Annotated in this window: 11 protein-coding genes; 5 read left to right on the top strand and 6 right to left on the bottom strand. The window is 50.3% G+C overall.

The features are described from left to right. The first annotated feature begins 56 nt into the window (after positions 1 to 56). Complete coding sequence (locus RGV86_RS06610; protein ID WP_309508395.1) at positions 57 to 6506, top strand: adhesion domain-containing protein; 6450 nt, start codon at positions 57 to 59, stop codon at positions 6504 to 6506. A 69-nt stretch (positions 6507 to 6575) separates the two neighbouring features. Here the strand turns inward: RGV86_RS06610 and xseA are convergent, their stop codons facing one another. Further along, positions 6576 to 7952 (bottom strand): exodeoxyribonuclease VII large subunit, encoded by a 1377-nt coding sequence (xseA, locus tag RGV86_RS06605; RefSeq protein ID WP_000937959.1) that lies wholly within the window; start codon positions 7950 to 7952, stop codon positions 6576 to 6578. Between the two features lie 161 nt (positions 7953 to 8113). On the opposite strand from xseA, the gene guaB reads away from it, so the two are divergent. Further along, positions 8114 to 9580 (top strand): IMP dehydrogenase, encoded by a 1467-nt coding sequence (gene guaB / locus RGV86_RS06600; protein ID WP_001299507.1) that lies wholly within the window; start codon positions 8114 to 8116, stop codon positions 9578 to 9580. A gap of 68 nt (positions 9581 to 9648) precedes the next feature. Further along, positions 9649 to 11226 (top strand): glutamine-hydrolyzing GMP synthase, encoded by a 1578-nt coding sequence (guaA, locus tag RGV86_RS06595; protein WP_000138300.1) that lies wholly within the window; start codon positions 9649 to 9651, stop codon positions 11224 to 11226. A 92-nt stretch (positions 11227 to 11318) separates the two neighbouring features. On the opposite strand, the gene RGV86_RS06590 is transcribed toward guaA, so the two are convergent. From RGV86_RS06590 to RGV86_RS06580, 3 genes are all read right to left on the bottom strand, one after another. Continuing rightward, a complete protein-coding gene (locus tag RGV86_RS06590; protein ID WP_309508396.1) occupies positions 11319 to 11858 on the bottom strand; it encodes a DUF5384 family protein in 540 nt (179 codons plus the stop codon). A gap of 15 nt (positions 11859 to 11873) precedes the next feature. Beyond that, complete coding sequence (locus RGV86_RS06585) at positions 11874 to 12392, bottom strand: outer membrane lipoprotein (protein WP_010344568.1); 519 nt, start codon at positions 12390 to 12392, stop codon at positions 11874 to 11876. A 309-nt stretch (positions 12393 to 12701) separates the two neighbouring features. Beyond that, positions 12702 to 12893, bottom strand: a complete 192-nt coding sequence (locus tag RGV86_RS06580; protein ID WP_000075999.1) for a YfgG family protein — start codon at positions 12891 to 12893, stop codon at positions 12702 to 12704. A 17-nt stretch (positions 12894 to 12910) separates the two neighbouring features. Between RGV86_RS06580 and RGV86_RS06575 the strand changes: the two genes are divergently transcribed. Together RGV86_RS06575 and RGV86_RS06570 are read left to right on the top strand one after the other, a co-directional pair. After that, positions 12911 to 13063 (top strand): hypothetical protein, encoded by a 153-nt coding sequence (locus tag RGV86_RS06575; protein ID WP_000019880.1) that lies wholly within the window; start codon positions 12911 to 12913, stop codon positions 13061 to 13063. A gap of 181 nt (positions 13064 to 13244) precedes the next feature. Further along, positions 13245 to 15488 carry a bifunctional diguanylate cyclase/phosphodiesterase gene (locus RGV86_RS06570; protein ID WP_085461011.1) on the top strand — a complete coding sequence of 748 codons (2244 nt, stop codon included), beginning with the start codon at positions 13245 to 13247 and terminating at the stop codon, positions 15486 to 15488. Between the two features lie 44 nt (positions 15489 to 15532). Here the strand turns inward: RGV86_RS06570 and ppx are convergent, their stop codons facing one another. Together ppx and ppk1 are read right to left on the bottom strand one after the other, a co-directional pair. Then, positions 15533 to 17074, bottom strand: a complete 1542-nt coding sequence (ppx, locus tag RGV86_RS06565; protein ID WP_001121374.1) for an exopolyphosphatase — start codon at positions 17072 to 17074, stop codon at positions 15533 to 15535. 4 nt (positions 17075 to 17078) lie between these two features. After that, positions 17079 to 19145: a polyphosphate kinase 1 gene (ppk1, locus tag RGV86_RS06560; RefSeq protein ID WP_010344570.1), complete on the bottom strand. Its 2067-nt coding sequence runs from the start codon at positions 19143 to 19145 to the stop codon at positions 17079 to 17081. Between the last annotated feature and the right edge of the window lie 119 nt (positions 19146 to 19264).

Genomic DNA, 19264 nt, shown 5'->3' with positions numbered 1-19264 from the left:
ACGTTAAGCAAAGTGGGTTGAGGTAAGAAAGTAACGTTAACGGGCAGGTTTCACTCATGGACGGGAAATTGAAACGCGTAAAAATGGTGATGGCATGTTTAATGCTTACTCTGGCTACGCCAGCAGTAGCAGCATTGAAAGGGAGCCAGTGGCAACATACCGCCGTTTCAACGGATGCCATAAATGGCACCCCTCCCATAGCAGACAGCGCCAGCGTGCCCGTTTATCAGGGCAGTGTCCAGCTTGATCCCGCCAAAGAGCATAATGTCGCCAGTACGGCCACGCCGGGGAACTTCAGCGTGGATGCCAGCGCAACCAGTATGATTTTAATTAACCCGGGCGATACCGAAGGTGACATGTTCAGCACTCCGCCGCTGCTGCGCTGGCAAAACCAAACGCTACCTGACGTTTCGCTGGTATGGGCGGAGGCTGCCACGTCTGATGTGCCGCTCGATCCGCAGCCTCGCGCCGATCGCTCCTTCTGCGCGCAAAACCTGGCGGGGCATAAGCTGGTAGTCATTCCACAGTTTGACCCTAAAGAAACGCTTCCGACGTTGAATCTTTTTACCCTGACCGGCGTGCCAAATCAGGGGGCGGTGTTGTTGAACGAAAAGCAGGTGACGCTCAATATTGCCGCAGCCCAGGGTGATTTAGTGAGTGCAAGCGTCAGCGGTTATGACGATACGCTAAAGGCAGCGAAAACCACCGTCGGCAGTACGATAACCTTAACGGTGACCACCAAAAACTGCGAGGGTAACCCAACAGGAAATCTTCCCTTTGTTATCAAACGGAAAGACGCAAGGAATCGCCAGGATGTTGTCAATAACACCGGCCCGGTGAGCATCGATAGCACGGAACTTACCACGACCACAACAGAGTATCACGGCACAACCGATGCCAACGGCACCGCGACCGTCACCGTCACGCAGCCTGCCGGACCAGGCGTAAAAACTCCGCTGGTTGTCAGTCTGCCAGGCATTACACAAACCAGCGAAACGGCAGTGATTTTTACTGTTCTGACCAGCCCGGACGTTGCGGTCGCCAGTATGTGGGGTCACATGCCGGATACGCTGAAAGCGCAGCAGTACACCTTCAGCCGACCAAAACTGGCGGCGGAAGTCAGCAATGAGGATGGCACCGCAGACGATCACAATGAAACCTGGTCCACGTTTGTCTGGAGTGGGGCTGATAACCACTGTGACATTTTGCCGGGTATGCGTCAGTTCGGCGCGTTGGCAACAGTCATTCCCACCTCGATTCAGGAAGTGGCGGGATGGCCAATGCAGGGAAACTATTACTGGTCTTCGCTGGCGGGGGCAAGTGGAATGCACCACGCGGCTGACGTTTCTAACCGTGGCGAGGCGCAAAAACCAGATGCGACGAAATTCCTGGTCAGTTGTGTCGATAAAGAAGCTCCGGACGTCGAACCGAAAATTGTTCTCACGCCCGCGAGTTTTAATGATACGGCGCAGGCGATGAAAGCGAAGGTTGGGGAAGACGCCATCATGCGTCTGACTATTACTGACAACAAAAATAACGATCAGCCGTTAGCGTATTACTATTTCTCTTTGCATCTGGACGACGGCGTTAACCGTAAAAATCAATCCAATCCCACCTGGGAGACGCACCCGGTTCAAATCAGTGGTGGCACCAACCTACAACAGGTAGATGCGCATAATTACGAAGGGATTACTGACGCTAATGGCCAGGCCACGCTGACGTTAAGTCAGCCAGACGGCGTTGGTGTGAAAACACACATCACGGCGGCGATGCGTAGTAACTATAACGCATCGGATGCCAAAGACGTCATCTTCACCGTGGTCACCAGCCCGGACAGCGAATATGCCCGCATGTGGGGCCATATGGGCAGTGGGATTATGGCGGAGGGGAATCTCTATAAACGCCCACGCCTGGCGGATGAAACGACGCATGAAGTAGGGATGATGCGTGAAAATAATGAAGACTGGGCATTGTTTGACCAGAATACCAGTATGCAGGCGGAATGCGGTGTGGGGCATATTCCCCCGCAAAGTTCTCTGGAGATTTTATTTGCGGGTCATCAGGGAAATACGATAGGCACTGAACATGGCTGGCCGACGGCAAACTATGATTATCTTACCGCCGCCCAGCAAGCCGAATTGCATTCGTCTGTAGACCTGGGAACGGGGGGAGTGGATACCTATTCCGGTTTTAAACCCAACTATCTCTCCTGTTCTGCCAACGAACTGATTGCGCGGGTGGTGGTGGAAACCGATAAAGATGTTTCACCCACCTCTAAACAGGCAAGAGCAAAAGTTGGCGAAAAAATCACCATGACGGTGCGTACAGTCAATGGTCAAAATAATGCGCCCATCCCTTATGCTGACTTTACTATCACGAAAGATATCAGCCTTGATAGAGAAGGAAAGGCAACCGACTATAGCGATCCCAGCAATGGTGCGATAACCCTGAACGGCACGCAATATGGCACCTCACAGCCTTCGATGGTCTACTCTGGCACCACGGACGCGCAGGGCATGGCGACCGTCGTTATCGAGCAGCCGCAGGGGGTAGGTTTAAGAACCAAACTTATCGTCACACCGACCAATTCCGTGCTGCCGAACACAATCAACTACTACGTGATCTTTACCGTTCCCACCAGCCCGGATGTGACCGGTGCGAAAATGTGGGGTCACATGGATAACACCATCACCGTTGGGTCGCTAACCTTTGAACGCCCAAAACTGATTAATGAAGTCAGTGGTGAAACCAGTCAACTGGCTGAAAATAACGAAACCTGGGTACGCGTGGCGCAGGCGGATATTGAAAATACGGCGGCGGGCGGTTGCGGAGTCAATAAAGTGCCGCGCAAAGAACAGCTAAATATGCTTTATGCCGCCAACGACAATAATACTATCCAGACGGTTCACGGTTGGCCAACCCAGCGTGAAGAGTACTGGAGCAGCACACCTGTCGATAAAGTGCCGCATCTGGCGGCGGTCTGGTTGAATAACGGCAGTATAGAGAGTGCGAATACCACGCCAACGTATATGACGTGTTTAGCTACCGCTAATCCGCCTGCAAGTATCATCATGCTTGAAGTTGTGAACCAGGCGCAGTGGAACAGTTCGCTTAACGCAGCGAAGCTGAAAAAGGGCGAGACGTTGCAGGTGAAAGTGACGGTAAAAGACGCTGCTGGTAACCCGATGGCAGATATGCCGTTTACCCTGAAACGCGGTGATGGCTATACCCGCCCAGGTGAGCGTCATACGGCAGGCAGCAGCGATGGGGTTGTCTCATCGGTGGTGGTTGATGCTGGTCTGCCAGATGAAATGGCGCTCAATGATACCGCTACGGCGTATGCCGCCCTGACAGGTAGCGATGGCAGTAAAATACTCAACATTACGCGCCCGGATACCTACGGCACGAAAACGGCACTCACCGCTGCGCTCTATTCCGATCCAACAAAAAATGCATCGATGGATACCATTTTCACCGTCGTCACCAGCCCGGATAGTGCAAAAGCAAAAATGTGGGGGCACATGCCGGAAACGCTAACGGCAGGTGGTCTGACGTTTAAGCGCCCGATCCTGTTTTCAGAGTTGACCGGTAGCCCCGGCAATAAACGCAAGGGGCCGGAAGAAGATAACGAAATCTGGGCGCTGTTTACAGAAGCGCAGGCAGCGAAGAACAGTAATGGCGGCTGTGGTACGGATTATGTCCCCTCCATGAACTCGCTGGTCGCGCTCTCTGGCGCCTGGCACGGGCACTCGGTTGACGGCTGGCCGATACTGAAACCCTATGACTCCAGTACGCCGGACCAGAACAGTATTGACGATCGTAAATACAAAGGCGTGCAGCTTAACGGCGGCACCAGCAGTAGTCTGGCGGCAACGGACAACGGGTATTTGACCTGTCAGACAACGGCAAACCCGTCGGTTAGCACCATTGAGTTGAGGTCAGCCCAGGCGGCTAAATATGATGGTAACGATGCGGTAAAAGTCAGAACGGATTACAACAAAGTCGGGGATCAAATCACTATGGTGGTGACGACCCGAGATGCGCAGGGTAACCCGCTGGGCTATGTACCGTTTACGCTGAATCATGGTATCACACTGCCCCGTAACCCGAATTCGATTAGCATGGATAACCAGTCACGGTTGTTACATGTAGGGGACAGCTACAGTAACAGTAGCGACTACCTTGATGATGGCAATAAATATTACAGCGTGACTGGGGCTGATGGTTCGACGACATTTACGCTATATCAGCCCAATAATGGGAAGGGGACGCGTATTCCACTGACGGCGGAAATCGATGACGGTAGCGCAATAACGTCGAATACCCTGAGTGCTATTTTCACTGCCATCACCAGCCCGGATACGCCAAAAGCGAATTTCTGGGGGCATATGCCGGAAACCTTAACAGCACATAACGGCAAGGTATTTAAACGTCCATTGTTAAAAGTGGAGGCAGGTTCTTCAAACGGGCTTATTGTCAACAATGAGAACTGGCAGCGACTGACTATCGCTAATGCGCTGAGTGGTATGCAGGGAGGTTGTAAAGATAAACTGCCGTCTATTAACGATTTGCAATCGTTATATGAAGCGTATCCTTCGGGAACCATTGAAACGGCACAGGGCTGGCCGCTCGATAAGTCAACATTGCCAAGACCGTACTTCTGGTCGCGAAGCGTAGTCACCAGTCCAGGCACAGCGAAGATCAGTTATCAGTACATTAATCTCAAATCGGGAACGACTGGGCAGGCAGCTTCAGATGCTACAGATCTCAACTTCCAGACCTGCCTGGAGAGTGCGGAGTCGGTAGGCAAAATTACCCTGACCACGGCGGTGGAAAACTGGGATAGTTCGTTGCTGGCCGGAAAAGCGCATAAAGGCTCACCGCTGCCGCTGACGATTACGGTGACCCGACCAGATGGCTCTCCTGCGGCATTTGAGTCGGTGGGGATTTTGCGTGCCGCCAGTTACAATCGTGCGGGCACATCGCTCAGCGAAACGGTAACGACGGATGATTTGGTGGCCGATACGTTCAACCCAGCACAAACCATACAAAGCGCCAGCATGAATGGTCGGAGTAATACCAGTTATCTGGTTATTCAGACCGATGCTCAGGGTAAAGCGACGCTGAATCTTCACCAGGATAGCTCGACCGGTCTTAGAACACCGATAACCGCATCAGCACTTGGCAGTAGCCCTATGCTAACCGACTCGCTGGACGCAATTTTCACGGTTCTCACCAGCCCGGACGTTAGCGTAGCCAACATGTGGGGGCATATGGCGGAAACGGTGACGGCGGCAGATGGCACCGTTTTTGTGCGGCCTAAAATAAAGGCTGAGTTAACGAACACCTCAGGCGTTCACGTTAAGGATTTAAATAGTGAAAGTTGGCTTGTGCCTACTGTTCAGGAAAGGGAACGTAGCGGCACGGCGGCGTGTGAGGCCGCGCGCTGGCCGACCAACGAGCAACTTATATCGCTGTATAACCGTCATCCCAATGGAACATTGATGGCTGATACCGGCTGGCCGGTGGAGTCATCGGGGTATGCCTGGTGGGCAGTGGACTCGACGTGTGATACCAGCGGAGCCAACAGATGCGCGACTGTCGATTTGTATAATGGCCAGGCTGAGGCGGCGAGCAGAAGCCGCGCATTGCAGGCCTGCTTGCTGAACCCTAACGTTTCGGTGTCTACCGTAACGCTCACCTCAACGGTATTTGACGCTACCACTCAGGCTGCGAAGGTGAAGAAAGGGGAATCTATGCCGGTGACGGTCACAGTGAAAGACAGCGCCGGGAAACCGGTGCCGAACGTGGCCTTTACACTGACGCGCGGTGATGCCGTGCCACGCAACCCAGGGGCGACTTTGTATGGCGACGTGGCGGCGATGGATGACCTGCGCGTTCAGCCGTTCACTGGCGCGATGGTCACGTTATCCGATAGCGGTAATACACTTCAGGGAACCACCGGTTCTGACGGTACGGCGACGTTTATGATTAAACAGGATAATACGCCTGGATATAAAACGCCGCTGACGGTGACGCTGACCGATAACACCAGCATCACCGCGACGATGGATGCCATTTTCACAGTAGTGACCAGCCCGAACGTGGCAAGTGCCTACTTCTGGGGGCATATGAGCGACACCGAGACGGTAAGCGGCAAAACATTGCACCGTCCGTTGCTGAAGTCAGAACTGCCGTCGAATGCTGTCGCAGCGGTAACGCCGGTCGTCAATAATGAAATCTGGGCGCTGGCGCATACGGTTGACAGCAGTAAATGGGATCTGGCGAAACAGTGCGGCAGACTGGGGAATGCACCGGAATACAGCGAACTGCAAACGCTGCATTCCAGCTTTAGCGCGTTGGGATGGCCGTCATCGCCCAGCTTCCCGTATTTATCGCAAAGCCGCTCTGGCAGCCTCTATTGCGGTATCATTGAACCGGCGGGCTCATTGGACTGTGCAATCTCCCCGGCGACGACATCAGGGTTTGCCACCTGCTTCCAGTAACACTTACGCCGCATCCGGCATGAGCGGGGAGCCTGTGCCGGATGCGATGCTTGGCGCATCTTATCCGGCCTACGGATTAGCCGCTTTCTTACGCGGTTTACGCGTTTTTGTTACAGCACTGACTTCGCTAATCACCACGCCATCACCTAACCGCGTGGTCAACGTATCGCCCGTTTTCACCTGCTTAACTTGCTTCAGCACTGTCCCATCGGCGGCGCTGGTGACGCTATAGCCACGCGCCAGCGTGGATAGTGGACTCACGGCTTCCAGATGTGTCACTGCATTACCAAAGCGTTCACGCGTGGCACTAAGCTGTGCTCGCAGAGTTTCTGCCAGGCGATATTCCAGTTGTTGAATGCGAGTCTGCGCGCGATGAATGCGTGGTTGAGGATTTTGCTGATTCAGACGCTGTTCAAGCCGTTGCTGTTGCTGCACGACTCGTTTGAGTTGATTTTCCAGCGCATAGCTCATCCGCTTTTGCAGCCGCTCCAGCATGGTTTGCTGGCGCGCCAGACGTAACTGCGGATGTTGCTGCTGTAAACGATGGTGGATCTGCGTAAAGCGCCTGGTACGGTTGGCGAGATAATAATCCATCGCCATTTCCAGCCGCTGGCGGGAAGATTGCACCTGGCGCAGTAACTCCTGCTGATTGCGGCTCACCACTTCGGCGGCGGCAGAGGGGGTTGGTGCGCGTAGGTCGGCAACAAAGTCGGCGATAGTCACATCGGTTTCATGACCGACGGCGCTGACAATCGGAATACGGCTGGCAAAAATCGCCCTCGCCACGCGCTCGTCGTTAAAACTCCACAAATCTTCCAGCGAACCGCCGCCGCGACCGACGATCAAGACGTCGCATTCGTTGCGCAGGTTCGCCAGTTCAATTGCGCGAACGATTTGCCCCGGCGCATCATCGCCCTGTACGGCGGTAGGGTAAATAATCACCGGCAGAGAAGGATCTCGACGTTTTAACACATGCAAAATATCGTGCAGCGCCGCGCCGGTTTTGGATGTAATCACACCGACACAGTGCGCGGGGGAGGGGAGAGGTTTTTTTAGTTGCTGATCGAACAAACCTTCAGCCTGCAACTTCGCTTTTAGCTGTTCGTATTTCTGTTGCAACAAGCCTTCACCGGCTGGCTGCATACTCTCGACGATAATCTGATAATCACCGCGCGGCTCATACAGCGTAATGTTGGCGCGAACCAGAACCTGTTGCCCGTGCTGTGGGCGAAAGGTAACCCGGCGGTTGCTGTTGCGGAACATCGCGCAGCGAACCTGGGCGGTATCGTCTTTGAGCGTAAAGTACCAGTGACCGGAGGCCGGTTGTGTGAAGTTCGAGATTTCACCGCTGATCCACACCTGTCCCATCTCCTGCTCAAGCAGCAGACGAACCGTTTGATTCAGGCGGCTAACGGTAAAAATTGCAGGGGATTGAGACGGTAACATGTGAGCGAGATCAAATTCTAAATCAGCAAGTTATTCAATCGATAGTAACCCGCCTTCTGGGGATAGCAAGCATTATTTGCAAAAAGGGGTAGATGCAATCGGTTACGCTCTGTATAATGCCACGGCAATATTTATTAACCACTCTGGTCGAGATATTGCCCATGCTACGTATCGCTAAAGAAGCTCTCACATTTGACGACGTTCTCCTCGTTCCTGCTCATTCTACCGTTCTGCCGAATACTGCTGACCTCAGCACCCAGCTGACGAAAACTATTCGTCTGAATATCCCTATGCTCTCCGCAGCAATGGATACCGTAACGGAAGCGCGCCTGGCTATTGCTCTGGCTCAGGAAGGCGGTATCGGCTTTATCCACAAAAACATGTCTATTGAACGCCAGGCTGAAGAAGTTCGCCGTGTGAAAAAACACGAATCTGGCGTGGTGACTGACCCACAGACGGTTCTTCCAACCACGACGCTGCGCGAAGTGAAAGAACTGACTGAACGTAATGGCTTTGCGGGCTACCCGGTCGTTACTGAAGAAAACGAACTGGTCGGCATCATCACCGGTCGTGACGTGCGTTTTGTGACCGATCTGAACCAACCGGTTAGCGTTTACATGACGCCGAAAGAACGTCTGGTAACCGTGCGTGAAGGTGAAGCCCGCGAAGTTGTGCTGGCAAAAATGCACGAAAAACGCGTTGAGAAGGCGCTGGTGGTTGATGATGAATTCCACCTGATCGGCATGATCACCGTGAAAGACTTCCAGAAAGCGGAACGTAAACCGAACGCGTGTAAAGATGAACAAGGTCGTCTGCGTGTTGGCGCAGCGGTTGGCGCGGGTGCTGGAAACGAAGAGCGTGTTGATGCGCTGGTTGCCGCAGGCGTTGACGTTCTGCTGATCGACTCCTCTCACGGCCATTCTGAAGGCGTTCTGCAGCGTATCCGTGAAACCCGTGCTAAATATCCGGATCTGCAAATCATCGGCGGCAACGTGGCAACGGCTGCTGGTGCTCGCGCGCTGGCAGAAGCAGGTTGCAGCGCGGTTAAAGTCGGTATCGGTCCTGGCTCTATTTGTACGACTCGTATCGTTACTGGTGTAGGTGTTCCGCAGATCACTGCCGTTGCTGATGCAGTAGAAGCCCTGGAAGGCACCGGTATTCCGGTTATCGCTGATGGTGGTATTCGTTTCTCTGGCGATATTGCGAAAGCTATCGCTGCTGGTGCAAGCGCGGTGATGGTAGGTTCCATGCTGGCAGGTACTGAAGAATCTCCGGGTGAAATCGAACTCTACCAGGGGCGTTCTTACAAATCTTACCGTGGGATGGGCTCTCTGGGCGCAATGTCCAAAGGTTCTTCTGACCGTTATTTCCAGAGCGACAACGCCGCTGACAAACTGGTGCCGGAAGGTATCGAAGGTCGCGTAGCGTACAAAGGCCGCCTGAAAGAGATCATCCACCAGCAGATGGGCGGTCTGCGCTCCTGTATGGGGCTGACCGGCTGTGGTACTATCGACGAACTGCGTACTAAAGCGGAGTTTGTACGTATCAGCGGTGCGGGCATTCAGGAAAGCCACGTTCACGACGTGACCATCACCAAAGAGTCCCCGAACTACCGTCTGGGCTCCTGATTCTCTTCGCCCGACTTCATGTCGGGCGATTTATATTATCTGTTTCACTTGCCTCGGAATAAGCGTCAATGACGGAAAACATTCATAAGCATCGCATCCTCATTCTGGACTTCGGTTCTCAGTACACTCAACTGGTTGCGCGCCGCGTGCGTGAACTGGGTGTTTACTGCGAACTGTGGGCGTGGGATGTGACAGAATCACAAATTCGTGACTTCAATCCAAGCGGCATTATTCTTTCCGGCGGCCCGGAAAGTACCACCGAAGAAAACAGCCCGCGTGCGCCGCAGTATGTCTTTGAAGCAGGCGTACCGGTATTTGGCGTTTGCTATGGTATGCAGACTATGGCGATGCAGTTAGGTGGTCATGTTGAAGCCTCTAACGAACGTGAATTTGGTTATGCGCAGGTTGAAGTACAAACTGATAGCGCGCTGATTCATGGTATCGAAGATGCATTAAGCGCAGATGGCAAACCGCTGCTTGACGTGTGGATGAGCCACGGTGATAAGGTAACTGCGATTCCTCAAGATTTCGTCACCGTAGCCAGCACCGAAAGCTGCCCGTTTGCCATTATGGCTAACGAAGAAAAACGCTTCTATGGTGTGCAGTTCCACCCGGAAGTGACTCACACCCGTCAGGGTATGCGTATGCTGGAGCGTTTTGTGCGTGATATCTGCCAGTGTGAAGCCCTGTGGACACCGGCGAAAATTATCGACGACGCGGTAGCCCGCATCCGCGAGCAGGTGGGCGACGATAAAGTGATCCTTGGCCTCTCTGGTGGCGTGGACTCTTCCGTTACTGCGATGCTGCTGCACCGTGCAATTGGTAAAAACCTGACCTGCGTATTTGTCGACAACGGCCTGCTGCGTCTCAACGAAGCAGAGCAGGTTCTGGATATGTTTGGCGATCGCTTCGGCCTGAACATTGTTCACGTTCCGGCAGAAGATCGCTTCCTGTCAGCACTGGCTGGCGAAAACGATCCGGAAGCAAAACGTAAAATCATCGGTCGTGTCTTTGTTGAAGTCTTCGATGAAGAAGCCCTGAAACTGGAAGATGTGAAGTGGCTGGCGCAGGGAACTATCTATCCTGACGTTATTGAATCTGCCGCGTCTGCAACCGGTAAAGCGCACGTTATCAAATCTCACCACAACGTTGGCGGCCTGCCGAAAGAGATGAAGATGGGCCTGGTTGAACCGCTGAAAGAGCTGTTCAAAGACGAAGTGCGTAAGATTGGTCTGGAGCTGGGCCTGCCGTACGACATGCTGTACCGTCATCCGTTCCCGGGGCCGGGTCTCGGCGTTCGTGTTCTGGGCGAAGTGAAGAAAGAGTACTGCGACCTGCTGCGCCGTGCGGATGCCATCTTCATTGAAGAGCTGCGTAAAGCGGATTTGTACGACAAAGTCAGCCAGGCGTTCACTGTCTTCCTGCCAGTTCGTTCCGTTGGCGTAATGGGCGATGGTCGTAAGTATGATTGGGTTGTTTCTCTGCGTGCTGTCGAAACTATCGACTTTATGACCGCACACTGGGCGCACCTGCCGTACGATTTCCTCGGTCGTGTTTCCAATCGCATTATCAATGAAGTGAACGGTATTTCCCGCGTGGTGTATGACATCAGCGGCAAGCCGCCTGCGACTATTGAGTGGGAATGATTTGACCCTGCACTATGAATGAACAAAACCCTCTGTTACTACAGAGGGTTTTTTATCCTCAAGAATTATAGGATTGAAGTTACTAACATCGATTAATTAAACCAACTGTCCGATTTATTCTCTTCTGCTTTACCTACGCTCTTCATTAAATCGCGACCGCCTTCAGTCATATTCCTGTTAGCATCAGCTTCTGATTGCACAACATCGGTTTGCGCGGCTTTGTGCTTCAGTTCCTGATCGATAAATTCGTTTTCTCGCTTAACGCGGGCTTCTTCTTTCGCCAGCGCCAGTTTTTGTTTCTGAATCTCTAAGCTGCGCAGCTCATCCTCATAACTTTGATCGCGCTTTTTGTCCGCAGTGGCTTCGGCGTCCAGTTTATCCTGACGAGCTTTCTTATTTGTCGCTGCCGTTGCCGCTCTTTTGTTAGCGGCGGCCTGGGCATTTGCACGCCGTTGCTTCTCTTGCTGGATTTCCCTGTTGCGCTCCGCTACCCATTCGTCATGCTGCCTTTGCTCTTCATTTTTACCTTGCTGTTCCGCTTCTGCGACAGCAGAGAGTTGATCCTGTAATGAAGAGGCGAAAGTTGAACTACTTAAGGCAGCTAAGATGGCGCAAAGTAAAACCTTCTTCATGAATCCTCCTGATTATTAGCTTTTTTCAGGACATTTTGTATTTGGCTGAATACGCGTTTCGTTATACGTAGTGGTAATAACAACGGCTAACCCCGTCGTGAACTGGCACTCTTTACCCACCTGGGTGGAGGTATACACTTTGGTGCCTTCTTTGTATGTTAAAGAAACACCTTCCACTAAGGTTTTATCATTCACCATAGAACCTGCCGCCGCACCTACGGCTCCGCCGCCAACTGCACCTGCCGTCGTTCCAGAGTTACTGCCGGAGCCGACGTTATGGCCAATAACGCCGCCAGCGACTGCGCCAATAAGTGCGCCGAAGGCTTGTGCATTCCGTTTATTTTGTGAGTTGTCTACGGCAACTTTGGCAGGAAGAATAGAAATAATATTAACAGTTTTGGTTTCTTGTTTTGTATTCAGTTGATCGGTTTGATAAACATCGGCGGCATGATCGTCAGCGTTTGACTGGCATCCAGCCAGGGTGAATGACGCTAAAATTGCCACAGGCAGAAGACATTTTTTAAATTTCATCACTATTCCTTGTTATACACATTACGAAAAATAAGATATTTAAGATCATCAAAAGAGCAAAGTAAATGTATTGCGTATAAAGTAATAGATTAAATTTATGAAAATTCATGCGAGAAATAAATTATTAAATAAATATAATTTAAATATATGTATTAATTTAGAGCTTATGCCTTCTAAGGCAGGATCTACGTCAGTCGGGACAATGGGTGAAATTTAAGGTGAAAGAATGCCTGCCGCTTTGTTAACTACAAAGAGCAAAAACATCGGGCAGCAATGCGCCGTCTTGTTAAGTTAAAATGGAGAAGGTAACCGCTAACGTTGTACCGGGGATTCGATAGAGAGAGTGGATTGCTGCGCTTCTTTTTTGCTTTGATGATGCTGCCAGGCACCCACGGACGAGTAGATAAAGCGACCAAAGAAGAAGATAAAGCTGATGAGCAGTACGATACGGGTCATGCGACTGTTAAATCGGTGTCGTTTTCGCATACTGGTTGCCTGACTCACAAAAGGTTCCTTGAAGTATGTCCCACTCTGTGGACGGTACTTACATTAAGGCACACCTGGGCAAAATGGTCAATTCTCTATTATGTAAAAAAGCGTCAGCGGATACATATTCTAATGTTATGGAAATTGATTTAATTATTTACAACAATGATGTAATAATGATGGCTTAACATGATAAACGTAATAATTCATTAATCATGGTTATTTTGTTTGATATATATCAATTGGAACTTTCATATGACACTTAGAATCGATACTCTCTATAGTGATGAATAATCATCCGTCGAATTCAGGTGGGATGCCTGTCTGAATACACCCCTTTCAGGATGTGGGGAATTCTGTTGAGCATCTATGAAACTGAATGCAACTTATATAAAAATACGTGATAAATGGTGGGGGCTTCCGCTGATCCTGCCTTCTTTAATCTTGCCCATTTTCGCACAAATAAATACTTTTGCGCATATTTCCTCCGGTGAAGTCTTTCTCTTTTATCTGCCCCTGGCTCTGATGATCAGCATGATGATGTTTTTTAGCTGGGCTGCATTACCGGGTATAGCATTAGGCATTTTTGTTCGTAAGTATGCGGAGCTTGGCCTTTATGAAACGCTTTCGTTAACAGCTAATTTTATTATCATTATTATTATTTGTTGGGGCGGTTACAGGGTCTTTTCTCCCCGGCGTAACAACGTTTCACATGGTGATATCCGCTTAATTTCCCAGCGAATTTTCTGGCAGATTGTTTTTCCTGCAACGTTGTTTCTGGTACTTTTCCAGTTTGCGGCATTTGTAGGGTTACTGGCGAGCAGAGATAATTTGGTAGGGGTTATGCCCTTTAACCTCGGGACATTAATCAATTACCAGGCCTTGCTGGTAGGTAATCTTATCGGCGTCCCACTGTGCTACTTCATCATTCGGGTGGTGCGGAATCCGTTTTATTTACGTAGCTATTATTCGCAATTAAAACAGCAGGTTGACAAAAAGGTTACCAAAAAAGAATTTGCGATCTGGTTGCTTGCATTGGGTGCGTTGTTGTTGTTGCTATGTATGCCATTAAATGAAAAAAGCACAATTTTTAGCACCAACTATACGTTATCGTTATTGCTACCGCTGATGATGTGGGGAGCAATGCGCTATGGCTATAAGTTTATATCACTGCTCTGGGCGGTAGTGCTGATGATCAGCATTCACAGCTATCAGAATTACATTCCCCTTTATCCTGGATATACCACGCAACTGACCATAACTTCCTCCAGTTATCTGGTATTTTCTTTTATTGTGAATTATATGGCTGTTCTGGCAACCCGTCAGCGAGCGGTGGTCAGACGCATTCAACGGCTTGCATATGTGGATCCGGTTGTTCATCTGCCAAACATTCGTGCCCTGAATCGCGCATTGCGTGATGCTCCCTGGTCCGCGCTATGTTATTTACGCATCCCCGGCATGGAAATGCTGGTAAAGAACTATGGCATCATGCTACGCATTCAATATAAACAAAAACTTTCACACTGGCTGACACCGTTGCTGGAACCGGGCGAAGCTGTTTATCAGCTTTCCGGTAACGACCTTGCGTTGCGACTGAATACAGAATCATACCAGGAGCGCATTACCACGCTGGATAATCATCTGAAGCAGTTTCGTTTCTTTTGGGATGGAATGCCGTTACAGCCTCAGATTGGCGTCAGTTATTGCTATGTCCGCTCACCGGTTAATCATATATATCTGCTGCTGGGAGAGCTAAATACGGTTGCCGAACTTTCTATCGTGACCAATACCCCGGAAAATATGCAGCGTCGCGGGGCAATGTATTTACAACGTGAATTGAAAGACAAGGTGGCGATGATGAATCGGCTACAACAGGCGCTTGAGCATAACGATTTTTGCCTGATGGCTCAGCCGATTACAGGGGTGCGCGGTGATGTTTATCATGAAATTCTGCTGCGCATGAAAGGAGATAATGGCGAACTCATCAATCCTGACAATTTCTTACCGGTCGCGCATGAGTTTGGTTTATCGTCCAGTATCGACATGTGGGTTATCGAGCATACACTGCAATTTATGGCAGAAAATAGAGAAAAAATGCCAGCTCGTCGGTTTGCTATTAACCTGTCGCCAACTTCCGTTTGTCAGGCGAGTTTCCCTTTAGATATCAGTAAATTTTTAAGTAAATATCAAATAGAAGCGTGGCAGCTTATCTTTGAGGTAACCGAGAGTAATACCCTGACTAATGTTAAGCAGGCGCAGAATACGTTGCTGCATCTTCAGGAGTTAGGATGTCAAATTGCAATTGATGATTTCGGCACCGGCTACGCCAGTTATGCGCGGCTAAAAAATGTGAATGCCAATTTATTAAAAATTGATGGCAGCTTCATACGCAATATTGCCTCGAATAGTCTGGATTACCAGATAGTGGCGTCAATTTGTCATCTGGCGCGAATGAAGAAAATGCAAGTGGTTGCGGAATATGTTGAAAATGAAGAGATTCGCAAAGCGGTGCATTCTTTAGGTATTGATTATCTGCAAGGATTTTTGATTGGTGAACCTCAGCCGTTAGTGGCGATACTGGGTGAAAGAGAGCCAGTCCGGGAAAGCGCGTAATTTATTTGGGCCAACATAACATGTTGGCCCGTTTTCATTTCATATTAAGCCGCAATTTCAGGTGTGCTTTCTTCTTCAATTTTTAGTCGCCAGCCAGCCACGCCTTCCCAGTATTCTTGTTCCTTTTCCAGATCAAGCAATACCAGCGCGTTCTGGCTAAACCAGTCATGCGGAAAACGCAGGGTCCAGTGGCTGTCATCGGTAATCAGCGTCAATGTTGGCGGCGTGGTGGTAGCCTGACGTTGATTATTGAGTAATACGCCAAGGCGTAATAGCTGAATCAGTGGCAGGAACTGTTTCTTCTTAAACAAGGTAAAGCGCGGCAGATCGTCGAGCTTAATCGCTTTACGGTGATAGCGCACCAGTGTCGCCATCATCAACTGCTGTTCCTGATTAAAACCCGGCAAGTCGCTGTTTTGCAGAATATAAGCGGAGTGGCGATGCAAACCGCTATGGTTGATATTCAACCCGACCTCATGCAGCATGGCGGCCCATCGCAGTAGCGCCTCCAGTTGCGGATGCGCCAGCTTCGGTTGTTGTTCTCGCCACTGTCCGTACATTTGCATAGTGGTATCCAGCACCCGTCGTGCCTGTTCACTGTCGATATGATACTGGTTAGCCAGACTACTGGCGGTGCGGCTACGCACATCCTGATGGCGAAAACGTCCTTCCATCTCATACAGTACGCCTTCACGAAGCGCCCCGTCAGAAAGTCGCAGTTCACGGATGGCTAAGGCATCAAACACACCGCATAAAATCGCCAGTCCAGGAACGAAGACAGTTTTCCGCTCTTCGGAAAGACCCGGTAAACTCAGCGATGCGAAATTACGGTGCCGTAAAACCTCTTTTACCAGTTTTTCCAGACGTTCCGGGGTAATTATCCCGTCTTTCTCGCCCATTTCCATCAACACTTCATGAGCAGCTTTAATGGTGCCGGAAGCGCCCATTGCCACATTCCAGCCCTGGATACGGAATTGCCAGGTTAAGGTTTCAAGTTTTTGCGCTGCTGCCATGCGTGCGCGCTGAAAATTTTCTTTATTGATGACGCCGCCCTGGAAATAAAGCTGGGCAAAGCTGACACAACCCATCCGGCGACTTTCCACGAGAATAGGTTCGAAATTTTCACCAATCACCAGTTCTGTTGAGCCGCCACCAATATCAATAACCAGTTTACGGCCTTTTTCCGGCTGGGTATGCTCCACGCCCATAAAAATCAGACGCGCTTCTTCGTTGCCGGAAATAATTTCAATTGGGTAGGGGATAACCTTTTCTGCTCGCTTCAGAAAGTCAGTGGCATTCAGCGCCTGACGTAGAGTATGGGTTCCGACAATACAGACGCTGGAAGGAGAAAAACCCTGCAGGCGTTCGGCAAACAGCGACAGGCAGTTTAAGCCACGCGTCATCGCTTCCTCACTCAACATATTATCTGGCCCCAGGCCGTCCGCCAGATGTACCCGTTGTTTCAGGCGACCAATAATCTGCATTGCGCCATCAACCACACGGGCAATGACCATGTGGAAACTGTTTGAACCAAGATCGACCGCAGCAAACTCCTGTGGGCGAGGGGATTTGTCGTGTATTGGCATAGGGTTATTCAGATTGTTCGAGTGATTTGATGTAGTCGTAGATCGCCAATTGCGCCCGTACTTTGCGGCGGTTACCACGGGGGACGTAGCGATTACTGAGTTCTTTATCGATATAACGCGCTTTGACCGTGTCGCTGAACAGAATTTCGATGATGTCCAGCACCCGCTGCTTCAGTCGGGGATCGAGTAGCGGTGTAGCCACTTCAATACGATAATCAATATTGCGTGTCATCCAGTCGGCGGAAGAAAGGTAAACTTTTTTATCGCCGCCGTTTTCAAAAATATAAACCCGATCATGTTCAAGGTAACGATCGACAATACTAATAGCACGAATATTGTCGCTAATACCTTCCAGATTGGGGATCAGCGAACACATTCCGCGTACCAGTAGATTCACCGGCACGCCGGAACTGGAGGCCGCATACAGTCGATCGACCAGACCTTTATCGACCAGGTTATTCAGTTTCAGGGTAATACCGCAAGGCAGCCCTTGTTGAGCGTTGGCTATCTCACGGTCCACCATTTCATACAGCAAACGACGGGAGTTTTGCGGCGACACCATTAAATAATCGAAAGTCACCGGACGGTATGGATTTTCAATAAAGTTGAACACCCGCCGTACTTCGTTGGTGATGCGCGCATCGGCGGTCAGCAGTGAGTAGTCGGTATAAAGACGCGCGGTTTTTTCATTAAAGTTCCCGGTTCCGATATGCGCGTAACGCACGACTTCGCCGTTTTCTTTACGTGAAATCAGGAACAGTTTGGCGTGAATTTTCAGCCCCGGCGCAGAGAAAATCACGTGTACGCCCGCTTCAGTCAGCCGTTTTGCCCAGTGAATGTTGGCTTCTTCATCGAAACGCGCCTGTAACTCAACCACCACGGTGACTTTCTTACCGTTGTGAGCGGCGTGGATCATCGAGTCGATGATGCGCGAATCTTTCGCTACGCGGTAAATGTTAATTTTAATCGCCAGTACGCTTGGGTCGAACGAGGCCTGGCGTAGCAGTTCCAGCACATGTTCAAAAGTGTGATAAGGATAATAGAGCAGCACATCGTGTTCGCGAATGGCATCAAAACCGTTACGGAACTGGGCTTTATCAAACCAAATGTGGCGTAAACGTGGCAGTGGCTTATTCACCAGATTCGCTTTGCCGACATTGGGGAAATTAATAAAGTCTTTAAAATTATGATAACGACCACCGGGTACGATGGAGTCGTAGCGGGAAATCGTCAGTTTTTCGCGCAACACCTCAACCAGAGCACTGGGCATATCGCGCTGATAAACAAAACGCACCGGTTCTGCGGTTAAACGCTGCTTCAGACTGGAAGACATCAGCTCCATCAGGCTGGCTTCCATCTCGTGCACTAAATCGTATTCAGCATCGCGGGTCATCTTCATTGAATAGGCATTCAGCGCGTCATAATCAAAGAAGCCTTTGAAAATATCATCAAGGCAGTAACGCAGAATGTTATCCAGAAGAATCATAGGCTTGCGTCTGCGCGGTGCTTCCGGTGGCAAATTCACAAAGCGCGGCACTTTATCTGAGGGGATCTCCAGCAGCGCGTAACGAATAGTGTCGCCACGGATAATTTCTACCGCCAGATAGGTGTAGTCATCTTTCAGGAACTGCACTAAGTCAGTGTCAGGGTTGATTAGAATCGGCGTAATGTGCTGACGCAGATACTGCTTAAAATAATGACGCAGCCAGTTTTGTTGATTGACAGAGAGCTGGCGTTCATTAATCAGGAAAATCTGGTTGCGCGCCATCTCCAGCAACAGTTCGTTGTAGAGGCCGTCGAATTCCTGATCGGCTTTCAGCACGCGGGATTGAATTTTGCCCAGCAAATGGCGGGAATGAGAATTAGAACCTTGTTCTTCGCTAATAATGATGCGTCGCTTCAGTTCAGCGAAGCGGACTTTATAGAACTCATCAAGGTTATTGGAATAGATCCCCAGGAAACGCATCCTTTCAATCAGCGGGTTAGATTTGTCCGCCGCTTCCTGAAGCACGCGTTCATTGAACGATAACCAACTGAGCTCTTTTTCGATGTATAGCTTTTCCTGACCCATTACCACTTTTACTCCGTTTTATTCACGGGACACTGCCTGGATATTATGGCGAGCAATATTGGCAGATGTCCAACTATGCCAGAAAAGGGAGAAAAAAACTGCTGGAGCCTGCGATTTAC

This window comes from Escherichia ruysiae, assembly GCF_031323975.1.
GTDB lineage: Bacteria > Pseudomonadota > Gammaproteobacteria > Enterobacterales > Enterobacteriaceae > Escherichia > Escherichia ruysiae.
Note: the sequence above shows the minus strand (reverse complement) of the source record. Positions and strands in the feature narration are given on the sequence as shown.

Coding starts and splice junctions, on each gene's coding strand:
- RGV86_RS06590 (WP_309508396.1), bottom strand. CDS start 11,858: ATGAAGAAGGTTTTACTTTGCGCCATCTTAGCTGCCTTAAGTAGTTCA.
- ppk1 (WP_010344570.1), bottom strand. CDS start 19,145: ATGGGTCAGGAAAAGCTATACATCGAAAAAGAGCTCAGTTGGTTATCG.
- guaB (WP_001299507.1), top strand. CDS start 8,114: ATGCTACGTATCGCTAAAGAAGCTCTCACATTTGACGACGTTCTCCTC.
- xseA (WP_000937959.1), bottom strand. CDS start 7,952: ATGTTACCGTCTCAATCCCCTGCAATTTTTACCGTTAGCCGCCTGAAT.
- ppx (WP_001121374.1), bottom strand. CDS start 17,074: ATGCCAATACACGACAAATCCCCTCGCCCACAGGAGTTTGCTGCGGTC.
- RGV86_RS06570 (WP_085461011.1), top strand. CDS start 13,245: ATGAAACTGAATGCAACTTATATAAAAATACGTGATAAATGGTGGGGG.
- RGV86_RS06610 (WP_309508395.1), top strand. CDS start 57: ATGGACGGGAAATTGAAACGCGTAAAAATGGTGATGGCATGTTTAATG.
- guaA (WP_000138300.1), top strand. CDS start 9,649: ATGACGGAAAACATTCATAAGCATCGCATCCTCATTCTGGACTTCGGT.
- RGV86_RS06575 (WP_000019880.1), top strand. CDS start 12,911: ATGTCCCACTCTGTGGACGGTACTTACATTAAGGCACACCTGGGCAAA.